Origin of the sequence: Corynebacterium sp. p3-SID1056, from assembly GCF_025152525.1 — a bacterium.
Lineage (GTDB): Bacteria > Actinomycetota > Actinomycetes > Mycobacteriales > Mycobacteriaceae > Corynebacterium.
In genome coordinates, this window is sequence record NZ_JALXXL010000003.1 from 200978 (window position 1) to 222628 (window position 21651).

The window sequence follows — 21651 nt, forward strand, 5'->3', positions numbered from 1 at the left end:
CCATGCGCTTCAACCGCATTCTCGCCGCGGCAGCGGCCTCCGTGATCGCCACGACCAGCCTCGTGGCCTGCTCCTCTGACTCCTCCTCGGAGGCAGGCGGCGCCGATGGCGATACCGTCACCGTAAAGATCGGCACCACGGATGCCGACATGCTGGCCTGGACCGCTTTCGAGGACGAGGCGGAGAAGCTCGGCATCGACCTCGACATCGTCCGCTTCTCCGAGTACCCGCAGGTCAACCCGGCGCACGTCCAGGGCCAGATGGAGGTCTCAAAGTTCCAGACCATCAACTACCAGGCCCAGTACAACGCCGACTCCGGCGAGGACCTGCGCATCATCGGCTCCGGCGAGATCAACGTGTTGGGCCTGTACTGGAAGGACCACGACTCCCTCGACGGCATCGAAGGCCAGGAAGTGGCCATCCCGAACGACCCCTCCAACCAGGGCCGCGCGATCAACGTGCTCGTCCAGGCCGGCCTGCTTGAGCTGAAGGAGGGCACGCCGAAGCTCACGCCGACCCCGGTCGACATCGACGAGGCCGCGTCCAAGGTCAAGGTCGTCGCAGTCGACGCCTCCCAGACGCCGAACGCCTACAACGAGGGCCGCCCGGCCGTGATCAACAACAACTGGCTGCAGCGCGGCGGCATCGACCCGGCATCCTCTGTGGCCGCCGACGACCCGAACTCGGAGCTCGCGGAGCCCTACATCAACGTCTTCACCGTCAAGGCCGAGGACGTGGACAACGAGACCTACGCCAAGCTCGTCGAGGCATGGCAGTCCGACGCGGTGACCGAGGCCCTCAACGAGGACTCCAACGGCACCGCCGTCCAGGTCAAGCGTTCTCCGGAGGAACTGAACACGATCCTCGATGAGCTCGTGGAGGAGTACAAGTAATGCCAGCTACCGGCACCCGGATCGAGTTCCGGGACGTATCCAAGGTTTTCACATCCGGCAACCGCGAAGTCACCGCCGTCGACGGCGTCACGCTCACCGTTGAGCCGGGCGAGATCCTCGGCGTCATCGGCTACTCGGGTGCCGGCAAATCCACGCTGGTCCGCCTGATCAACGGCCTCGATGCCCCCACGGGCGGGCAGTTGCTTCTCGACGGCACCGACGTCGTCGGCAAGTCCGAACGCCAACTGCGCAGCATCCGCCGCAACGTCGGCATGATCTTCCAGCAGTTCAACCTCTTCAATTCGCGTACCGCCGCTGGCAATATTGAGTACCCATTGAAGCTCGCGGGCGTCGATAAGCAAGAGCGCACACGTCGCGTTGAGGAACTGCTCGACTTCGTGGGCCTGTCCGAGCGCGGCAAGAACTACCCCGAGCAGCTCTCGGGCGGGCAGAAGCAGCGCGTCGGCATCGCCCGCGCCCTGGCCACCAACCCCTCGCTACTGCTTGCCGACGAGGCGACATCCGCGCTCGACCCCGAGACCACCCAAGAGGTGCTCGAGGTCCTGCGGCGAGTCAACGAAGAGCTCGGCATCACCATCGTGGTCATCACCCACGAGATGGACGTCATCCGCTCCATCGCCGACAAGGTCGCCGTCATGGAGGCCGGCAAAGTGGTCGAATACGGCAGCGTCTACCAGGTCTTCTCCGACCCGCAGACCGCCGTGGCGCAGCGCTTCGTCTCCACCAGCCTGCGCAACACCCCCAACGAAGTCGAGGCGCAAGAGCTTCTCGACGCCGCACCCGGCCGCCTGTTCACCGTCGACCTCTCCGAGGACTCCGGCTTCTTCGGCGCCGCCTCCAGGGCCCGCGAGGCCGGCGTGCGCATCCAGCCGGTCCACGCCGGCATCGCCACCCTGCAGTCGCACTCTTTCGGCAAGATGACCGTTCGACTCAACGGCGACGACGCCGCCATCAACGAGTTCCTCCACACCCTGCAGTCCACCACCGACATTGAGGAGATCACCCGATGAACGAAATGATCCTCGCCGAGCCCAACTGGGACCGCCTCGGCCCCACCTTTGTCGAATCCATCGGCGACACGCTGTGGATGGTGGGCATCACCATGGTCGTCGGCGGTATCTTCGGCCTGCTGCTCGGCATCTTCCTCTACACCACCCGCCCCGGCGGCATCCTGCAGAACTCCCCGGTGTACTGGATCATCAACATCGCCGTGAACTTCTTTAGGCCGATCCCGTTCATCATCATGATCGCCATGCTCTACCCCATCACCCTGTCGGTGGTTGGCACGACGATCGGCCGCGGCGCCGCCACGTTCGTCATGTGCTTCTCCGCCACGTTTACCGTGGCCCGCATCGTGGAGCAGAACCTGGTAGCAATCGACCCGGGCGTGATCGAGGCGGCCCGCTCCATGGGCGCGGGCCCGTGGAAGATCATCACCTCGGTCATCCTGCCGGAGGCGCTCGGCCCGCTGATCCTGGGCTACACCTTCATCTTCATCGCCGTGATCGACATGTCCGCGATGGCCGGCTACATCGGCGGCGGCGGTCTTGGTGACTTCGCCATCGTCTACGGCTACCGCCAGTTCGAGCCGCAAGTGACCTGGGCGGCCGTGATCGTCATCGTGCTCATCGTCCAGCTCGCGCAGCTGCTGGGCAACGTGCTGTCGAAGAAAGTCATGCGCCGGTAGGTTTTGGTGCCCTTGGCGCTATTTGTCGAAACCCGCACGACGAAGATCCCCAAAAATCCTGGGGTTCTCGTCATGCGGGTTTCGTCATTTACCGTTTCTCAGCCGCGCATCACCCACCCCGTAGACTGACCCATATGAAGATCGCGGCGTTTGACTTCGACGGCACCCTCCACCACCCCGGCGATCCCAACGGCGGCTTCAACCCCGCCGACCTCGCCGCCATCCAGACCTGGCGCGAAGCCGGCCACCTCGCGATCTCCGCAACCGGCCGTTCCCGCTCCGCCCTGGCGTACGGCATGCGCGGCAGCTCGCTTGTCTTCGACTACCAGGTCCTTTCCAACGGCGCCTCCGCTACTACCGGCGATAACCGCGAGCTCATCTTCGGCTACACCATCGACACCGACGTGCTCCATAAAGCGCTCGACACCTTCGGCGAGCGCGACGGCCTGGCCGTCTACGGCACGACGATCGGCCCGATCGACGGCGTCTTCGCCGACAACACCGGCGGCATCAGCCACTTCACCGAGCACTTCACCCCCATGACCCGCGCCGACATCCCGGAGCACGAGTTCGCGGTCGTGCCAATCTGGGTGCCCGACAACGAGCCGTTGCGCCGCGAGGTCGTCGCCTGGGCCGAGTCGCTCGAAGGAAACTACACGGTGGCGCAGAACCAGGAGTACGTAGACATCATGGCACCGGGCCGCACGAAGGGCGCGGGCGTTGTCGAGCTCATCGAGCGCCTCGGCTTTGCGCGCGCGGACGTGGAGCTCTACACCTTCGGCGACTCGTGGAACGACATGTCCATGCACGCCATCGCCGACCACTCCTACAGCTTCACCCACTCGCCCGCCGACGTCCGCGCGGCCACCGACCACGTGATTAGGTGCGTGGCGGACGCGCTGTCACCGCGGTAGGCACCCAACTCTCGTCGTCCTTGGCCGGCTTGCCGCACGAGGGCACGACCCCGGTCACCTTCTTGCGCGCCAGCTCCACAGTGTATGAGGCCCCCTGCTTATCGACGCGCACATATCCCCCATCATCCGTCACCGCCACATCCGTGACTTCTAGCTCGCCGTAGCGCACATGCTCGCCCGCTCGCGAAAGTTCGGCGGCGACCGCCACCTCGGCGGCCTGGGCGGGCGCGCTGAGCGTGCCGCGTCCGCGGTTGCCGGGGACGAAGTACTCGCCGCGCAGCGCCGCGTCCAGCATGGCGTCGGTTGCCTCGAACGTCATCCGGCCGAAGCTGTAGGCCCAGGGCAGCAGCAGCATCGTCGGGGCGAAGCGGTGGCCCTTGATATGCGAGGTCTCCCACACCACGTCGTTGCCGTGGCCGAAGGGGTACTTCTCTACCAGCTTGTTGACCATGCTGCGACCCTTGACCGCGCAGCAGCGGTCGCGCTTGGCGTGCGTGCACACGAGCAGTAGCGGTTTGGTGCGGCTGACGGCACCTGCGTTCTTGCCGGGGCCGGACAGGTCGAGTGCCAACAGCGCTTCGGGGGTATCGACGTGCATGACCTCGGTCGCGCCTTCCTCGGCGAAGACGAGGTAGACGTGGTGGTCCTCGATCTGGCGGCCCTCGCGCGTTGGGTGGCGGATGAGCAGCAGGGAGGCGTCGTACTCGGCGAGGTGCGCTTTGAGTTTCTCGGTGAACTCCTCCCCGAGCGTCCCGCCGTCGAGTACGTCGTGGGTCCAGGCGTGCGGCCACTCGAAAAGCACGTAGGTCGAACCCGGCTTCGCGGTGCCGGGCAGCGACTCGACCTGGACGTCGGAACAGAACGCGTCAGGTGCGCTGGTCAACGTTTCCTCACTCATGCCCACCACCATACCGCCTTTAGGGTGCCCTAATACACGGCCTCAATACACAGCCTCAACGCGCCAGCTGCGCCGGGTCCACACCAACAGCCACGCCTCTACCCCACGGCCCGATTCCCCCACGACCTGGAGGCGCGCCACGCGCTGGCCGGACGCGCCCCACCAGCCCTCGTCCACGGGCCAGGGGCCGGCCCAACCCGTGACCAGATACTTGTGCGCGCCCCAGGCCAGCGCGTAGGGATCGGCGGAGAGGAGGGCTTCGGCGGTGACGGTGATGGGGTTCGCGTGGGCGTCGATAAGCATGATGCGCGAGGCCGGGTGGTCGATGCCGCCGCCGAGGCGGGCGGGCAGCGGTGCGGGGATTGCGCCCGGCCAGGGTTGGGCGGCGGTGGCTTCCGGCTGCTCGCCGAAGGGGGAAAACGCGATGCGTTCGGCCACGCCGCGGCCGCCGACGGCGCGCGGCTGCACCACCGCCTCGATGCCCAGCTGGGACTGCACACGCTCGATGACGCGGCGCGCCCCGTCGCCCGCACTGCCACGGAAGAGCTCGCGCTCCGCGGGGCTGGCCAGCTCGAGCGGCTCCAAGATGAGCGAGGTGATCGCGCCGGCGCCGCCGCGGGTGAGCCAGCCGTCGAGTTGCCAGCGCACGCGGTCTGCGGTCGCGGACTCGGAAAGCGCTTCGCGGGTACGCCAGACGCGTTCGACGCGCTCGCCGGTGGACAGCTCCGCGATCACTTTGAGGCGCAGGCAGCTGACGCCGCGTTCGGCGAGCCGCTCGTGCAGCGTGGCGGCGAGCGCGCGGGCGGCGAAGGCGGCGGCGTCGACGCGCTCGATCGCCTCTTCCGGGGTGAGCCCGACGGCGAGATCTGCGGCCGGGAGTTCAGGCGCGACGCGGCGGTCCGGGGCGGCGCTCGCGATGCGGTGGATGCGCATCCCACTGGTGCCGAAGCGGGTGGTCACCGCCTGCGGCGGCAGCTGCGCGAGCTGGCCCAGCGTGTGAATCCCCAGCTGGCCGAGCGCGTTGACGGTCTGCACGTTTGCCCCGAGTGCCACCTCTGCAACCAGGACGCTCAGCGGTTGCCCGGCTAAGAACTGCGCGGACGCCCCCGGTGCGACGAGCTGGGAGCTGCGGGTGGCGATCACGGCGGTGGCCAGCTCGTCGGCGGCGCCCACGAAGGCCTCGATGCCGCTGCGCTGGGCGGCGTCGAGAAGCATTTCCAGCGCCGTGTCCTCGTCCCCGTGGAAGCGGGCGGCGGCCTGCAGGTCCACCGCGACCAGGCCGGGGCGTAGGGCTTCGACGGAGGCGGCGACGTCGTCGAGGCTGCTGGCGAGCGCGGCGAACATGCGCCCGTCGCGGTCTGGGTTGTCCTCCACCACCGTCAGCTCGGGCGCGAGCGCTAAAGCGTTGCGCACCCGCATCCCGCGGCGCACGCCTGCCCGGCGCGCAGCCTGGGAACAGACCTTGATCCGGTGCTGGGCGGCAATTGCCACCGGCTCGCGCAACGCATCGTCTGCGTCCAGGGTGGCGGCTTGCACGGGCCAGTCGGGAAACCACAGCGCCGCCACCCGCATTTAGGGCACCGCCTTCAGGTGGCGCTCGGCCACGGCCTCGCGCGCCGGGGCCGTACCGAGCGTGAGCGTCGCCGTCGCACCCGGCCAGCCTTTCGCGGTGGCGCGCACGCGTACGTCGATCCCCCGGATGCGGCCTGTGCCCCGGCCGATGCCGTGGAACTGCGCGATCTGCCCGCTGACCCGCAGCGCTGGCGAGGGCACGGTCACGTTGACCGCCACGAGTGCCGCATTGCCCTTGCGCAGCCGCGCGAGCAGCGGCCGGGCGCGCACGGGGCTTAAGCGCAGCGCTGTCCGGGTGCGCAGCACCACCAGGTCGAGCCCCTCAGCGAGCACGCCTGCGACGGCGAGGTCCTCGATGCCGGGCTCCGGCACCGCGATCACCCGCTCGAGCGCGCCTGCCGACATGCCCGCGTACGAAAGTTCGGGCCACCCGATCACGCCTATCGTGCCGCCCGCCCCGGCGACGCGGTCGAGTAGCTCGACCACCAGCGCGGGCGTCTCGCTCACCTGTGTGACGCCGCGGCGCGGCAAGCCCCCGCCCGGCAGCACTTGCGCCAGCCCACCACCCACGGAAAGCACACCTTCGCCCGCCACGACCTTCGGCGCAGCCTCGCCGCCCAGCTCCGCCATACGGGCGCGCAGCTGGGCGATCTGGGCATGCCGATCCCCGCCGAGCCCATCAGGCTCGGCGAGCTGTCGAATAGGTGTTCCGTTCACACCGAACAGTATGCACCCCGCCCCAAACACGGGCAACCAACGAGGTCGCAAGGATTTTCGAACGCCAAGGCCATCGCTTATCGACGCCACGCCCACCTGCTACAGTAACTGCCCATGATGCCCGCCGACATCCGCTCACGCGTGACCCCCATCCCCACCCCGCTTGCCGTCCGTGCCGCGGGCGCTGCCGGGGTGGCCGGCTCGGTCGCCGTCATGGCCTCGACCGCGCCGATCGCGGTCCGGGCAGGGCTCGCGCTCGTGTGCATCGCGGTCGCGCTCGGGGTCACGTTTGCGCACCCCTACCGGCGCGAGATGCGTGAGTACGCGGCGCGGAAGGGGGTGTCCACGGTGGCGTCGATAAGCATGCTTGTGCCGCTAATCCTGTGGTGGCTGTTGCTCATGCTCGCGCCGCTTGCGCAGTGGCCCGCGTGGGGCGCGCTCCTTACGTTTGTGGGGCTGTTCGCGCTCGCGTGGCTGCTGTTTCCGCACGTCGACGGGTCGCGGCGGCTCGCCTACGCTTAATCCAGATCTCGGTCCGCGGCCCAGCGGGTGAGCTGGTGGCGGTTGGAGGTCTGCGTCTTGCGAAGGATATTCGACGCGTGCGTCTCCACTGTCTTCACCGAGATGAACAGCTGCTTGCCGATCTCCTTGTAGGTGTAGCCGCGGGCGAGCAGGCGCAGCACCTCGAGCTCGCGGCGGGTCAGCGCGTCGACGGCCGGGTCTTCCACCTTGACCGGCTCGCCCGCCGGGTCCTCGACCACCCCACCGGAGGCGAAGGCGTCGAGGACGAAGCCGGCCAGGCGCGGCGAGAAGTACGCATCCCCGCCGTGGACGCGGGCGACGGCCTCGGCGAGCTCCGCGCCGTCGATGTTCTTGGTCACGTAGCCGCGCGCGCCGGCGCGGATCAGGGCGATGACGTCCTCGGCGGCGTCGGACACGCTCAGGCACAGAAACTTCGCGCCCGCGTCTTCCTGCTGCATCTTCTGCACAGCGCGCAGGACCGCCAGCCCGCCGCCGTCGGGCATGTGCACGTCGAGCAGCACGACGTCCGGCGCGGTTTCACGGATACCCTCGATCGCCTCGGCGACGGTGCCGGCCTCGCCGACAATCTCGACCTTTTCCGCCAGCTCGGCGCGCACGCCGGCGCGGAAGACGGAGTGGTCATCAACTAGAAAGACGCGAACCATACCCTTAAGGCTAACTGCGTGACAGGGTCAGCTCTACTTCTGTGCCCTGACCCGGCGCGGAGGTGATCCGGGCAGCGCCGCCGGCGCGCTCCATGCGGCCGATGATGGAATCGCGCACGCCGTGGCGGTCCTCGGGGATCGCGTCCTGGTCGAAGCCCGCGCCGCGGTCGCGCACGAACACGCTGAGCTCGCCGCCGAGGTGCTCGGCGTAAACGTCGATGGTCTCGGTGCCGCTGTGCTTGGCGGCGTTGACCATTGCCTCGCGCGCGGCCAACACCAGCGGCTCGTTGTCCTCCGTCAGCGCCGGATCCTCGCCCACCGTGACAGGCCTGATCACCACGCCGAAGGCGTCCTCGACCTCCCCGGCCGACAGGTTGAGTGCCTGGAAGAGGGTGGACGGTTGGGATGCGGCGTGCTCGGAGGCGTCGAAAAGCCAGGCGCGAAGCTCGCGCTCCTGGCCACGCGCAAGGCGGGCGACCTCCTCGGGCTGATCCGCCTGCTTCTGAATCAGGGCGAGGGTCTGCAGCACCGAATCGTGCAGGCGGGCGGCGATCTCCGCGCGCTGATCCGCCATGGCCTTCGCCTCGCGCTCCGCGAGCAGCGATGAGGTCAGGCGCATCAGCAGCGGGATGACCAGCACGGCCACGCCGCACACCGTGACCAGGACCGAGACCACCACGCCGGTGATCCCGGCGCGCTCGCCCAGCACCGCTATTGCGAGCACCCCGCCCATGACCAGCAACGCGCCCACCGACAGGGTAAGCACGTTGGCAGTCGAGTTCATTTCCCGGTCGTAGGCCTGCAGCGCGAGCACCGCACCAACGATGAACAGGCCCACGAAGAACACGACCGAGGTCCCCACGCCACTCGATGCCTTCAACGAGACGAGCGCGCCCGCGATCGCCACCACCACCAGCACCAGGTTCACCACGCGTGCCCAGCCCTTCACCTTCGGCGGCTCAGGCACAAACGCAGGCTCGTCATCCGTGGGCTTCGGCTCCAGCGGGGTGGTCATCCACAGCGCAGCGTAGGCCAGCGCGCCGACGCCGCCCGCAAACGAGGCCAGGATGAAAAAGAGGCGCACCCAGCGCTCCTCTACCCCGAAATAGCGCGCCAGCCCGGAGGCGATGCCGGCGACCATAAGGTTTCGGCGACTCCGGGTAAAGCGCGGGTACAGCGCCGGTGGCTGGGCTGCATACGGGGCGGGTTTCGACATACCCCTCATTGTTCCACCCGCGCCCGCAAAGCAAATCGGGGACAACCCTGAGTTTCGCGCGCGGACAAATTTCAGGGCATTTCCCGATGGTCGCGCTCCTGCGTACCGGCGATAATGGAGGCATGGACACGACGAACACCTTCTCCAAGATGTGGGCAACCCGCCCGCCCCGCATCCCGAAAGACCAGGGCGGCAAAGCGGTCATCGCCGGCGTGGCAGAGGGCTTCGGCGCACGCTTCAACGTCGACCCCGTTATCATCCGCATCGCCTTCGTCGCGCTCACGCTCTGCTTCGGCGGCGGCCTCTTCCTGTATTTCTTGTGCTGGATCAACATGCCCCGCTTCGGCGTCCCGTTCAGCCCTTGGTCCGCCCTGGCGACCGGCGAAGGCAATGTCGCTCGCGAGTCGGAAACGGGCAAGGATGAGCGCAGCCTTGCAATCTGGCTCATCCTCGGCATGATCGTCTTCTTCCCCTCGCTGTCGTATGCCAGCGACGGCACCACCGTCTACAGCGCAGTACTCACCTTCGCGCTCTTCGGCCTGGGCTGGTACTTCCTCTACCAGCGCTGCCCCGAGCCGCCCGCAGGTCTGCTCGTGCCCCAGCAGGGGCGCCCGCTTGACGACGCCCACCCGTCCCCCGCCCCCGACGCCGGCACCAACACCGGCACTCCATCCGAGAGCCCCTACGCCCAGTCAGCCACCGCGAACCTGAGCACACCGCCAGACTTCCCGCACCCGGCTGCCCCGCCGGAGTGGGACCCGCTGGGCGCGGCCCCGGGCCTGTGGCATCTGCCGGACCCAAACATCGGCACCGAGGATTCCACCAAGAAGTCCCGGCGCGGTCCCTGGATCGCCGTCGCTGTGGTGCTCGGCGTGCTCGTACTCGGCGCAGTCTCTGCTTTCTTCGGCCTGTTCGCCTTCAGCTCCACCGAGAGCAACGATGACAGCGGGGCGTTCGACGGGTCGGACGTCACCGTGACGCGCGAAACCGACCTGGCTGATGTCACCGAAGACATGGGCGACGTCAAGGTGGATTACCGCGACCTCGGACCGCTCGACCAGGAGCGCAACGTCGCGGTGAGCAGCGACATCGGCAACGTGGAGGTGGTCCTGCCCAAAAACGTCCCGGTGAAGGTCTACTGCTCGGCCGACCTTGGCTCGACCGACTGCCCAACCGACACGGTCAACGCCGAAGCCCCGGGCAAGACGCTGAGCATCGACGCCACGACAAACATCGGTAACGTCACCGTCCGCGAGCCTTAAGGTCCCCGCAACGCGAAGCGCCGCCTCCCTGCAAGTTCTGCAAGGCAGGCGGCGCTTTCGCCGAGGCGGGAGTTACTCCCACTCGATGGTCCCCGGCGGCTTGGACGTCACGTCCAGCACGACGCGGTTCACATCAGCAACCTCGTTGGTGATGCGGGTGGAGATCACCTCGAGCGTCTCGTACGGCAGGCGCACCCAGTCCGCGGTCATCGCGTCTTCCGAGGCGACGGGGCGCAGCACGATCGGGTGGCCGTAGGTGCGGCCATCGCCCTGGACGCCGACCGAGCGGACGTCGGCAAGCAGCACGACCGGGCACTGCCAGATCTGCTCGTCGAGTCCGGCCTTGGTCAGCTCCTCGCGCGCGATGGCGTCGGCGGCGCGCAGGGTCTCCAGTCGCTCCTGGGTGACCTCGCCGATGATGCGGATGCCCAGGCCCGGGCCCGGGAAGGGCTGGCGGTTGACGATCGCCTCGGGCAGGCCGAGCTCGCGGCCGACGGCGCGCACCTCGTCCTTGAACAGGAGACGCAGCGGCTCGACCAGCTCGAACTCCACGTCGTCCGGCAGGCCGCCGACGTTGTGGTGGCTCTTGATGTTGGCGGTGCCGGTGCCGCCGCCGGACTCCACCACGTCCGGGTAGAGGGTGCCCTGGACCAGGTAGTCGACGCTTTGCCCCTCGAGAACGCCTGCGACCGCACGCTCGAAGGAGCGGATGAACTCCGCACCGATCGCCTTACGCTTCGCCTCCGGCTCGGTCACGCCGGCGAGCTTGCTCAGGAAGGCCTCGCGCTCGTCTACGGTGACCAGCTTCGCGCCGGTGGCGGCGACGAAGTCGTTCTCCACCTGCTCGCGCTCGCCCTGGCGCAGCAGGCCGTGGTCCACGAACACGCACGTCAGGCGGTCGCCGATTGCGCGCTGCACCAGCGCCGCGGCAACGGCGGAGTCCACACCACCGGACAGGCCGCAAATCGCGCGGCCGTCGCCCACCTGCTCGCGCACCTGCTCAATGAGCTGCTCGGCGATGTTGGACGCGGTCCAGTTCTGCTCCAGGCCAGCGACCTCGGTGAGGAAGCGGGTCAGCACCTCCTGGCCGTGCGGGGAGTGCATGACCTCGGGGTGATACTGCACGCCGGCCAGCTTCTTGTCCACGCACTCGAAGGCTGCGACGGGCGCGCCCGGGGTGGACGCGGTCACGGTGAAGCCTTCGGGTGCCTCGGTGACGGAGTCGCCGTGCGACATCCACACCGGGTGAGACTGCGGGGTGCCGACGTGCAGCACGCCGCCCGAGACGTCCATGGTGGTGCGGCCGTACTCGCGAGCGCCGGTCTCGGCGACCTTGCCACCGAGCGCCTGCGTCATGATCTGGAAGCCGTAGCAGATGCCGAAGATCGGCAGGCCCAGCTCGAAGATCTCCGGATCCAGCTGCGGGGCACCCTCGGCGTAGACCGACGACGGGCCGCCGGAGAGCACCAGCGCGGCCGGGTTCTTCTCGCGCACTTCTGCGGCAGAGATGGTGGACGGGACGACCTCGGAGTACACGCGCGCCTCGCGCACACGGCGGGCGATAAGCTGCGCGTACTGGGCGCCGAAGTCGACGACTAATACGGGACGTGTTTGCGGTGTAGTCACGGGACAGATTCTAGCCCACTGTCCCCTCGCGCGACGACGCAGCCTACTCCGCGGTCGTCGACCCTATCTGCCCCTGCGCCTGGCCCGCCGCAAGCACAATGCTCAGCGCAACAATACTGGTCGCCACCACAGTGCCCGCGGCGGCAGCCCCGCCCAAGTTGAACCCCGAACCAGCCAGCGCATCGTCCAGCGGGCGCACCACCTCGGGCGGCAGCGCGCGCAGCTGCGCGTCCAGCTGATCCAGCGCAGGCGTCAGCCCCGGCACCGCGGTTTGCTGCGCCAGGGCAATCGGCATCAGCAGCAACAGCGGGCTCGCCGCCGCAGCAAGCGCCATGCTTATCGACGCCCCACTCGAGCCCTTCCCGGACCCCACCCCACTCAAGGACGGCTGGTCAGGGGCGTCCGACGCAGTCGGCGCAGTCGGCACAGTCGGTGCAGTCGGTGCCGCGGGGGTCGCCGACGTCGCGGTCGTTGACGTCGTTGACGTCGTGGCGGGGGTCGTCTCCCGAGGCGCAGCGGTCGAGGTGGACTCCCGCGGCGTCTGGCGTGGTGCCGTCGTTGGAGCCGTCGTCGGTGCCAGGGTCGTGCTGCGAGTCGTCTCCGCCGGCTGCGCCGGGGCGCTCGTCGGCTCGGTCGTCGGCGCTGCGCTCGGCACAGGCGCCGTCGACGTCGACTGCACCGCCTCACCCTGCGTTGCCTCCGCGTGGAACGCCACGTCCCTGCGGCTGCCATCCGGGAACGACAGCGAGACCTTCACGGCTGTGCGCTCGCTGAGCGCGGCGGAAGCTGGTGGGGTCAGGGTGACGGTGCCGGCGGCGTCGACAAGCGTGATGCCCCACTCGCTGGGACCAGTCACTGAGACGACCGTGCCCGCAGGCAGCGGATCGCCCACGTTCGACGAGCGCAGCTGTGTACCGCGCGGTCCGGTGACGTCCTCCCACTTCAACGTGAGGCTGTCGGCGAGCGAGCTGACACGCACCGTCACCGTCTGCGTGTCGGTGCTGCCGTCGCGATAGGTCGCGGTGATGCGCAAGCGCGCCGTCTCCCCTGCTTTCGCGTCGTGCGCCGGGGTCACGCGGACGGTGTCGCCGTCGGCGTGAGTGGTCCACGACGGGGCGTCGAGAAGCGATGCCTCGACCACCGCATCGGCGGGCAGCGTGCCGCCGGAGTTTTCCACCGCGATCTGCTCGCCGCGCGGGGCGGAGGATGCGGCCCATGACGGGGCGAAAAGCTCGCTGACCGTGCGCACCGTCACCGGGATCTCGACGACGCGGACGTCGCCGCGGCCGTCCTCGACGCGCACCGGTACCGTCGTCTCTCCGGCCGGCAGCGAGGTGCCCGGGTGTAGCACGACTTCCCCGTCGGGGGCAACCTGTGCCCACTCGGGCGTGGTCGCGGCCCGCGCGAACTTCACGTTGCGCACGCCTGGTGCCGGCACCGTCACGGACTCGCCGCGGGTCACCGTTTGGCGCGGATAGGACACGGCGTCGACGGCATCGCCCTCGGGCGCAACCACGGTGAGGGTGAACTGGTCAGTGTCGAAGCTCGCAGGCAGCGCTTCGGTGGAATCGGGATAGCGCGTGGTCACTGTGAAGGTCGCGGTCGTGCCCACCGGGACAGTCTCCGGGGCGGTGACCTCGATGGTGCCGTCCGCGCCTACCGTGGCCGCAAAACCCTCAGCGTCGGTATCCACCGTCACCTGCGCCCCGTCCAGGAGCGTGCCTACCTGCGGCACGTGCAGCTGGGTCGTGCCGCGCGTGAAGGTCGCATCACTCCACTGCGGCTGCGCGGTAGAAGCCAGCGGCGCAACGTGCACCGGCACGACAAACTCTGGTGATACAGTGCCATCCTGGAACTTCACTTGCATGGGCACCTCGTGGTCCCCGACGTGCTCCGGTGCGCTCGGGCGCGCCACGATCTGCCCCCTGCCGGCGTCAACGCTGACCCAGTCGGTGTAGCTCGCACCGTCGCCGTCCAGCACCACAAACTCCGCGCCCTCGGGCTGCTCCGGCAACCCCTCGATCCCTTCCGAATCGAACGTGGGCAGCGGGGTCGCCGCCTCGCGCCCTGTGACCGTCGATATGCCGTTGACCGGGCGGACGACGTAGTTGTCGTTGTCCGGCAGTGCATTAAAGAAGACATACAGCGGCACCACGTCCCACACGTCGGCCGTCGACCACGTGAACTGCTGTCCGTCGCGCGGCGACCACCGGAAGCGAATCGGCACGTGGCCCCCAACGAAACCCTGCGCGCCAAGCTCGGCCAACTTCTTCTGCGCGTGGATTCGCAGCTCCTGGAACTCGCCTGCCTCATCGGTGATGACCTCGGTAGTCACGTATTTCGGGTCAAGCAACGGGTTTTCGTCATTTGGCTGCGGCTCCACGGTCAGATCTGCGTCCCACACCCCGCTTGGCCAATAGCCAAGTGTTTCCCGCTCCGTGCACTGCACGTCTTCCGCCCCTGGTTTCTCCCCGCACGTGACTTGTGGGTCCTTCCAGGAAATATCCTCGCGCGTCAACGTGAGCGTCTGCCCCGGAGTCAGGTGCAGCGGTCGGCGGGGAAAGCGCGGCTCCTCCAGCGTCGCCGGATTGTTGTACGCGTGGTAGTTCTCCCAGCTATCAAACAGCGCGACGGAAATGTACTGCGTCCACGGCCTCCCGTCCGGGAAGAGCACGTCCACCTTCAGCGTGTAGAGCTGCTCCTTCACGTCAGTCTTGTTGTACCGCAGCTTCAGAAAGTTCGTGATGTCTTCAGTAATGCTCACCTGGCCCGTGTCCGGGTGCACCTCCAGCCACTCCGGGCCTGCCACCTTCCTGTACTTCACGCCCGCAGGCGGGGCCACCAGCTGGTACTCGGGGGAAAACTTCGCGTACACCGGGGCGCGAAACGCCGCCCCTCTACTCGCGTCGGGGCGCACAACGTAGAGCCAGTTGCCAAACTCGGGACGATAAGACGCGAAGAGCGGGTACTTCCGCTCCCCCGTTTCCTGCGCGGCAGCCTCCGTCGGCGAGCCGCCGATCAAGATCTCGTTGCCGCTGCTTTGCTCCTGGGCTGCGCTTGCCGACGGCACCACACCGGCGGCGCACAACACGCACGTCGTCAACACAGCAAGCGCAGAACGCGCGACCCGGGAGTGCATCCTTCTTCTCCTACTCTTCAGGCGTCGACCATCTATAAAATTTAGTAGGAGTTGGCCTCAAACACCATTGAAGGCTGCGGTGTCACCACCACAGCCTTCCGCTCGCTTCGCCGCCTAAAACACTGCTTTGCGCAGGCGCTCAAGCGCCTCGTGCACGCCTTCCACCGAGGGGTCCTCGTCGAGATCCCGCGAGGACAGCTGCAGCTGTTCAATGGACGCGTCTGCGGCCTGGATCGCGTGCTCGACCTGAGTGACCAGCGGGTCAATGTTCTCGCCGAAGGGCTGCTTTGCCGTGGACTGCGACCAGCGGCGAATCATCTCCAGTGGCATCTTGGTCAGCTCCGAGATGGAGTTGACCTTCAGCTCGACGCGGTTGGCAAGCGAGGAGTGCAAGAAGACTGCGTTGTCCATGTCGCGCAGCGCGAACTCCATCGCCTCGTAGAGCATGCGCATCGACTCGATGCGGTCCTCCTCCGCAGAGAAGGTCGCCGTCTGTGCTGCCTGGAGACGCGCCAGGGCAATCGCGGTACGCGCCTTCGCCGCACGGCCCTGCAGCTCCTCGGCCACCTCTGCCAGCGACTGCGCGTTCTCGTCGATAATGCCGCGCATCGTCGCCCAGACCTGCAGCGGGGCGAGCAGCAGCGTGCGCGACGCGCCCTCGGCGACGACCTTTTCCATCTCGCCCTTGACCTGGTTGGTCACCGAGTTCTCCTGCATCAGCGTCTCGCAGGCGACCAAAAGCTCCTCAGCGGACTGCTTAATCGAGGTCTGGATGCCCATGAAGATCTCCAGCTCCTTGTACAGGGCGGCAGTCGCCTCGTACACCTCGCCTTCGCCTTCCGGCAGGACGAAGCCGGCCTCCTCGCGGGCCGCAACCTCGGCGGGGAGAACTTCCGACATGAATGCGTCGTAGTCCGGGACGAGCTCACAGATTCGAGCCCAGCCCAATTGCGCGCGGCGACGGCGGCCTACACCGTCGCGCTTGGCCTGGTGCTCGACGATGTTGGCTTCCTGGTACACCTCCGCAGCGACCTGGAAGTAATCCGTCATTGGACGGGTGCGCACCGACAGGTAGTGCCCGTCCGACAGCGGTGTGACCGTGGCTAGCACGTCATAGGCGGAGCCACTCTTGGCCAGGTTGCGCACATACCCGACGAAGGGCTTGCCGGCCTCGATCCAGTCCCACATGGCCTTGAACACGCCGCCCGGCATCTCTACTTGGCGGATGAGATTGTGCGGCTTGCCGATCATCTCTTCCCACGGATATTGGGCATAATGCATGAACACTTCGTTCACGTCGGTCATAATGCCCTTGGCATCGGTGACCGAGAAGAAGATGTCATCTACCGCAACCAGGTGCTGTGGACCGTCGGTCACATCCCGGTCAATAATCACGTCGTAGGCCATGATTACATAATCTAGCAGGAACTAACAGGATCTTTTTATTTTCGGACCGTCAAGCTCACCTTTTGGAAAGATTTCGGGTCCTCGTAACCGCACTTGGCCATGATGCGACGCAGACCACCCACCAGGTTCATCGTCCCGTGCGGGTCGTGCGAAGGTCCGTGCAGCACGGTCTGCAGCGGTTCGCGCTGCTCCGCGAGCACCACCTGGCGCATCTCGCCACGCGGGAAACGCGGGTGCGCGATCGCGGACTCCCAGTACATGCCCTCGCCCGAAGCCTCGACGGCGCGGGCCAGCGGCTCGCCGAGCATCACCGCGTCCGCGCCCACACCGAGCGCGACGGCGATCTGGCCTGAGGATTGCACGGGCGCGTTCGCAATGACGTGTACGTAACGCCCGCCCGTCTCGTCCAGATAGTCGCGTCGCGCCGCGGCGACGTCGGCGATCGCGGTGGCCAGTGGCACGTCCAGCGACATGCTCTGGTTCGACTGCCCCGAGCCCACGATCACGCCGGCGGCGCCAGAACGCATGAGGTGCATCGCGGTGCTGTAGTCGAACACGCCACCGGCGATTACTGGCACGTCCAGCGTGCCAATGAACTCCTTGAGGTTCAGCGGCTCGCCGCCTTGCTGCACGTGCTCTGCGGAGATGATCGTGCCCTGGATGAACAGGAGCTCAGCCCCGGCCTTGACCAGCTGCGGTGCTAGCTCGCGCGCGTTCTGCGGGCTTACGCGCACCGCCACGGTCGCGCCCGAGTCGCGCACGCGCGCCATGTGCTCGGCGAACAGGTCCATATCCAGTGGTGCCTGGTGCAGCTCCTGCAGGATTGCGGTGGCGTCGGACTGCGACTTCAGCAGCGACTCCAAGTCGTCCCACTCAATACTTGCTGCGCCAATGACTCGCTTGACCGCATCCGAGAAAGAGGCGTGGCGCCCCAACAGCCCCTCGGCATTGAGCACGCCGAGGCCGCCCTGCTTGCCCATTTCAATGACAAACTCGGGGCTTGCCAGCGCGTCCGTGGGGTGCGAGACCAGCGGCACGTCGAAGCTGTAGGCGTCAATGTGCCAGGTGGTGTCCACCACCTTGGAAGAACGCGTGCGGCGCGCGGGCACGAGCGAGAGATCGTGCAGATCGTAGGCCGCGCGGGCCTCGCGCCCTTTACCTATTTCGACATATTCGTGCATGGTTGTTACAGCTCACTCCTAGTGGCGGTAGTTCGGTGCCTCGACGGTCTGGGTGATGTCGTGCGGGTGGGATTCGCGCAGGCCAGCGGCGGTGATCTGCACAAACTGCTTGGTCTGCAGCTCTTCGATGGAGGCGGAGCCGGTGTAGCCCATCGCCGCGCGCAGACCGCCGACGATCTGGTGGGTGATCGAGTCCAGGTCACCGCGGAAGGGCACGCGCCCCTCGATGCCCTCCGGCACCAGCTTGTCCTCGCTGGTCACGTCTGCTTGGAAGTAGCGGTCCTTTGAGAAGGAGCGCTTCTCGCCCGTGAGGCCGCGGCCCTGCATCGCGCCCATGGAGCCCATGCCGCGGTAGCGCTTGTACTGCTTGCCGCCAACCACGACGATCTCACCCGGCGCCTCGGTGGTGCCGGCGAGCATGGAGCCGAGCATGACGGTGGACGCACCGGCGGCCAGCGCCTTGGCGACGTCGCCAGAGAACTGCATGCCGCCGTCGGCGATAATGGGCACCCCGGCCTTGTGCGCGGGCACGGAGGCCTCGAGGATCGAGGTGATCTGCGGTGCGCCCACACCGGCGACCACGCGGGTAGTGCAGATCGAGCCCGGGCCGATGCCGACCTTGATCGCGTCCGCACCCGCGTCGATCATGGCCTGGGCCGCGGAGCGGGTAGCCAGGTTGCCGCCGATGACGTCGAGGCGGTCGCCGAAGTCCTTCTTCACGCGCGCGACCATCTCCAGCACGCGGTTGTTGTGGGCGTGCGCGGAGTCAACCACGAGCGCGTCCACGCCCGCCTCGGCCAGCAGGCCGGCGCGGTCGTAGGAATCCTCGCCGGTGCCGATACCCGCGGCAACGAGCAGGCGGCCGTTCTCGTCCTTCGAGGCGTTGGGGTACTGCTCCGTCTTCACGAAGTCCTTCACGGTGATCAGGCCGACCAGTTTGCCGTCCTTGGCGACGATCGGCAGCTTCTCCACCTTGTTTGCAGACAACAGCTCGAGCGCTTCCTCCTTGGTCACGCCCTCCTCGGCGACGACCAGCGGCATCGCCGTCATAATCTCGGCGACCTTGCGCTCGTAGTCGCGCTCGAAGCGCATATCCCGGTTGGTAATGATGCCGACGAGGCGGCCAGCATCGTCCACGACCGGCAGGCCGGAGATACGGAAACGGGCGCACAGCGCGTCGACGTCGTTGACAGTCATGTCAGGCGTCGCCGTCACCGGGTTGGTCACCATGCCGGACTCGGAGCGCTTGACCACGTCCACATTTTCCGCCTGGTCCTGGGCGCTCAAGTTGCGGTGCAGCACGCCGATGCCGCCCTGCCGCGCCATCGCGATTGCCATGCGTGATTCGGTGACGGTGTCCATCGCGGCGGAGGCGATTGGCATGCCGAGCGTGATGTTGCGGCTGAACTTGGAAGTCGTGGAGACCTCAGCCGGCACAATGTGGGACTCAGCGGGAAGCAGCAGCACATCGTCGAAAGTCAGGCCGCGCAGGGCAATCTTATTCGGATCGTCCCCACCTGTCAGAATGCGTTCGTTTGCCATAATTGCTGCGTCTCCTCTCCCGCGCGGGTCACACCTTTTGCTTTCCGCCATGATATATCCTCACCCCGGCTTGCACCTAGGCGGGGGAATTGGCAGGGACTGAAAAAGCACATAGTGTGGGTGGCGTGAACTTTGATGACATGATGCCCCAGGATCCGTTCGCGGACGATCCGAATGATCCGGCGTCGTTTATTGAGGATGACGCATTGCCGGAGCCGCTCTCCCTGCAGGAGCGCCATGATGTCATGCGCGACTTGCAGTACGTGCGCGATTGCAAGGAGCTTCTGCGCCCGCGCGGTATCCGCGGTATCTACTTCATGTGCGAGGACTGCGACCAGTGGCACTACTACGACTGGGACATCATGGAGCAAAACATGCTGGCCACCCTGCGCAATCAGCTGCCGGCCGTGCATGAGCCGAGCGCGGAGATCGCCTACGACGCCTACGTGTCCTGGGATTATGCCTTAGGCTTCCTCGACGGCCTCGAGGCACACTAAGCACCCGCTTATCGACGCCGCACTCCCCCAGCCCCGCGCTTTTGCGCGGGGCTTTGCGTTTGTCTTTAGTAGTTCTGCGCTTCGCCCAGGGTGCCGCCGCCAGGAGCCGTGTTGCTCGTGGCCTCAGAGGTCACCGGTTCTTGGGTGACCTGACCTGCATCGCTGGTCTCCCCTTCGTGTTGCGGCGCGGACGTCGAAGCCGTGGGGCTCTCGAGCGGGTTGGGGCGCACCGGCGTCTCCCTGGTTCCGCTCGACTGCGGCTGCGATGTGGGCTGCTCCTGGCTCGGCTGGGGCTGCGGGCTCTGCTCTTCGGGCTGGTTTGGCTGCACCGTTTCGGTGATGACCTTTGGCTCGGCCGGCGGCGGAGTCGGGGTGACAGTCACGGTGCTCACCTTCGTGCGCACGATCGGAGCAGGTGCCTCACCTGCGCGGCCCTCGCGGCCCTGGTTCGCCCTCGGCTCCATCGAGGCGAGCAGCTTGCGCGCCTGCTCGAACAGTGCGTTGGCTGCGTCTCGGTCGCCGGAGTCGTTCGCTGCTTCCAGCTCATCGAGCGTGGAGGCCAGCTCGACAGCCGCGGTGCGGTCGCCGAAGACCGCAGTGGCCGGCCCCCACAGCGCGGAGCCGGGGGTGGCGTTGTAGAGCGCGGCACCGCTGCCGGTCACGACTGCAGTTGCCGCAGCAGCGCCGACGAGTCCGGCGACCCAGGGGCTCGGCTGGCGGCGCTCGTCCTTCGCTCCGGCGCGACGACGGCCGAAGCGCTTCCGGCGCAGCGGCACCACGGTGGCATCCTCTGCACTCTCTGCCGTGGCGTCAATCTGCGGGGGTTCGGGCATCGGCCGATCGATGTCTTCTTTCAGCTCGAGCAGCAGCGCTGCGAGCGGGTCGCTCCCGTCGGAGGGATCAACGCCATCCGCGATCGCATCGAGAAACGCGTCCTCGTTTGCCACGGCGGCAAACTCTTCCGTCGCGTTTTCCGTCTTGCCTTGCTCATCGTATCCGTCACTGCGCCGAGTCATCGTGCATCTCCCCTTCCTCCAAATGTTTGCGCAGTGTCGCAAGCGCTCGGAACTGGGCGACGCGCACCGCTCCCGCGGTACTGCCCACAATTTGCGCCGTTTCTTCTGCGGAAAGCCCCATGAAAACTCTGAGAATGATGATGTCACGGGCCTTGTCATTGAGTACATCGAGCATCGCGCGCACTCTGTTACTTCCGTCTGCTACCAGGGCAAACTCTTCTGGAGTCTCGCTGTGCGACTCGGTCTCAGGTACCTCTTCGGTGGGCGTAAGTTTGTCCCGCGACAGCGTCCGGTGCGCATCCGCGACCTTGTTAAACGCAATCCCGTACACAAACGCCATGAATGGCTTGCCTTGATCCCGGTAGCGGTCAATTGACGTGGCCACAGCAAGACACACATCTTGGGCCACATCCTCGGCGGTTGGCATGCGCCCTCCGCCAATCCGGGCGCGGGTGTAGCGCAGCACCTGCGGGTGGATCAGCCGGATGACCTGCTGCAGCGCCCGCTGGTCGCCGTCGACGGCGAGGGGGACGAGTCTGGCTAGCTCGTCGTTGACTTCCGGCGTCGCCATCCGTGACCCTTCCTCCCTCGTATGCCTTTCGCGCACCTCACATATGCGATGGGGCCGCGTTAACCATAGGGAGTCTAACCCCAGACCGGCGCTTCAGTGGCATTGCGCCCGCCAAGAAACGGGTGTTTTCCGCAACAACTCCAAGGTTCCCTTAAAGTTCATCGCGGGTTTACCTTGATCATTTCGCCAGCTCAAGCGGGGTTTACTCGGAGGTACAGCAGCGTATACAAGTAGCGGCCACCAACAGGACACCTATCGTTTACCCACGGGGAGAACACTTCGATTTCGTCCACCGGCGCTGCTCG

The 21651-nt window shown here is 67.0% G+C and carries 19 protein-coding genes; 7 read left to right on the forward strand and 12 right to left on the reverse strand.

Annotated features, from left to right (window positions below; translation table 11 throughout):
• The first annotated feature begins 2 nt into the window (after positions 1 to 2).
• The 4 genes from M3G14_RS04365 (at position 3) to M3G14_RS04380 (ending at position 3515) form a co-directional block, all read left to right on the forward strand.
• Positions 3 to 893: a MetQ/NlpA family ABC transporter substrate-binding protein gene (locus M3G14_RS04365; RefSeq protein ID WP_259924916.1), complete on the forward strand. Its 891-nt coding sequence runs from the start codon at positions 3 to 5 to the stop codon at positions 891 to 893.
• Positions 893 to 1924 (forward strand): methionine ABC transporter ATP-binding protein, encoded by a 1032-nt coding sequence (locus M3G14_RS04370; RefSeq protein ID WP_259924917.1) that lies wholly within the window; start codon positions 893 to 895, stop codon positions 1922 to 1924. Before M3G14_RS04365 ends, M3G14_RS04370 begins: the two co-directional genes overlap by 1 nt.
• Entirely contained in the window at positions 1921 to 2601 is a 681-nt protein-coding gene (locus tag M3G14_RS04375; RefSeq protein ID WP_259924918.1) for a methionine ABC transporter permease, read from the forward strand. Before M3G14_RS04370 ends, M3G14_RS04375 begins: the two co-directional genes overlap by 4 nt.
• A 134-nt stretch (positions 2602 to 2735) precedes the next feature.
• A complete protein-coding gene (locus tag M3G14_RS04380) occupies positions 2736 to 3515 on the forward strand; it encodes an HAD hydrolase family protein (protein WP_259924919.1) in 780 nt (259 codons plus the stop codon).
• On the opposite strand, the gene M3G14_RS04385 is transcribed toward M3G14_RS04380, so the two are convergent.
• The 3 genes from M3G14_RS04385 to M3G14_RS04395 are packed head-to-tail and all read right to left on the reverse strand — an operon-like array spanning position 3481 to position 6702.
• On the reverse strand, positions 3481 to 4413 hold the full coding sequence (locus M3G14_RS04385; protein WP_259924920.1) for a sucrase ferredoxin: 933 nt from the start codon (positions 4411 to 4413) through the stop codon (positions 3481 to 3483). The genes M3G14_RS04380 and M3G14_RS04385 overlap by 35 nt on opposite strands.
• 42 nt (positions 4414 to 4455) lie before the next feature.
• Positions 4456 to 5985 (reverse strand): DNA polymerase Y family protein, encoded by a 1530-nt coding sequence (locus tag M3G14_RS04390; RefSeq protein WP_259924921.1) that lies wholly within the window; start codon positions 5983 to 5985, stop codon positions 4456 to 4458.
• Entirely contained in the window at positions 5986 to 6702 is a 717-nt protein-coding gene (locus M3G14_RS04395; RefSeq protein WP_259924922.1) for a hypothetical protein, read from the reverse strand.
• Positions 6703 to 6816: 114 nt separating this feature from the next.
• Between M3G14_RS04395 and M3G14_RS04400 the strand changes: the two genes are divergently transcribed.
• Positions 6817 to 7224, forward strand: a complete 408-nt coding sequence (locus M3G14_RS04400; RefSeq protein ID WP_259924923.1) for a hypothetical protein — start codon at positions 6817 to 6819, stop codon at positions 7222 to 7224.
• Here M3G14_RS04400 and M3G14_RS04405 read toward each other — a convergent pair.
• Both M3G14_RS04405 and M3G14_RS04410 read right to left on the reverse strand, forming a co-directional pair.
• A complete protein-coding gene (locus tag M3G14_RS04405) occupies positions 7221 to 7889 on the reverse strand; it encodes a response regulator transcription factor (RefSeq protein WP_259924925.1) in 669 nt (222 codons plus the stop codon). The two genes, M3G14_RS04400 and M3G14_RS04405, sit on opposite strands and share 4 nt — an antisense overlap.
• 10 nt (positions 7890 to 7899) lie before the next feature.
• Positions 7900 to 9105 carry an ATP-binding protein gene (locus M3G14_RS04410; RefSeq protein ID WP_259924927.1) on the reverse strand — a complete coding sequence of 402 codons (1206 nt, stop codon included), beginning with the start codon at positions 9103 to 9105 and terminating at the stop codon, positions 7900 to 7902.
• Positions 9106 to 9227: 122 nt separating this feature from the next.
• Here M3G14_RS04410 and M3G14_RS04415 point away from each other — a divergent pair, with 122 nt between their 5' ends.
• Positions 9228 to 10367, forward strand: coding sequence for a PspC domain-containing protein (locus M3G14_RS04415; RefSeq protein WP_259924928.1), 1140 nt, complete (start codon positions 9228 to 9230; stop codon positions 10365 to 10367).
• 72 nt (positions 10368 to 10439) lie between these two features.
• On the opposite strand, the gene guaA is transcribed toward M3G14_RS04415, so the two are convergent.
• The 5 genes from guaA to guaB all read right to left on the reverse strand — a co-directional run bounded on the left by guaA (position 10440) and on the right by guaB (position 19262).
• Positions 10440 to 11993, reverse strand: a complete 1554-nt coding sequence (gene guaA, locus M3G14_RS04420; protein WP_396122188.1) for a glutamine-hydrolyzing GMP synthase — start codon at positions 11991 to 11993, stop codon at positions 10440 to 10442.
• Between the two features lie 43 nt (positions 11994 to 12036).
• Positions 12037 to 15132 carry a Rib/alpha-like domain-containing protein gene (locus tag M3G14_RS04425; RefSeq protein ID WP_259924929.1) on the reverse strand — a complete coding sequence of 1032 codons (3096 nt, stop codon included), beginning with the start codon at positions 15130 to 15132 and terminating at the stop codon, positions 12037 to 12039.
• A 114-nt stretch (positions 15133 to 15246) separates the two neighbouring features.
• Positions 15247 to 16539 carry a PAS domain-containing protein gene (locus M3G14_RS04430; RefSeq protein WP_259924930.1) on the reverse strand — a complete coding sequence of 431 codons (1293 nt, stop codon included), beginning with the start codon at positions 16537 to 16539 and terminating at the stop codon, positions 15247 to 15249.
• A gap of 35 nt (positions 16540 to 16574) precedes the next feature.
• Entirely contained in the window at positions 16575 to 17720 is a 1146-nt protein-coding gene (locus tag M3G14_RS04435; RefSeq protein ID WP_259924932.1) for a GuaB3 family IMP dehydrogenase-related protein, read from the reverse strand.
• Positions 17721 to 17738: 18 nt separating this feature from the next.
• Positions 17739 to 19262 (reverse strand): IMP dehydrogenase, encoded by a 1524-nt coding sequence (gene guaB, locus M3G14_RS04440; protein ID WP_259924934.1) that lies wholly within the window; start codon positions 19260 to 19262, stop codon positions 17739 to 17741.
• A gap of 116 nt (positions 19263 to 19378) precedes the next feature.
• Between guaB and M3G14_RS04445 the strand changes: the two genes are divergently transcribed.
• Positions 19379 to 19759: a DUF5319 domain-containing protein gene (locus M3G14_RS04445; RefSeq protein WP_259924973.1), complete on the forward strand. Its 381-nt coding sequence runs from the start codon at positions 19379 to 19381 to the stop codon at positions 19757 to 19759.
• 65 nt (positions 19760 to 19824) lie between these two features.
• On the opposite strand, the gene M3G14_RS04450 is transcribed toward M3G14_RS04445, so the two are convergent.
• Positions 19825 to 20775 carry a hypothetical protein gene (locus M3G14_RS04450; RefSeq protein ID WP_259924935.1) on the reverse strand — a complete coding sequence of 317 codons (951 nt, stop codon included), beginning with the start codon at positions 20773 to 20775 and terminating at the stop codon, positions 19825 to 19827.
• Positions 20759 to 21346: a sigma-70 family RNA polymerase sigma factor gene (locus M3G14_RS04455; protein ID WP_259924936.1), complete on the reverse strand. Its 588-nt coding sequence runs from the start codon at positions 21344 to 21346 to the stop codon at positions 20759 to 20761. Before M3G14_RS04455 ends, M3G14_RS04450 begins: the two co-directional genes overlap by 17 nt.
• Positions 21347 to 21651 lie beyond the last annotated feature (305 nt).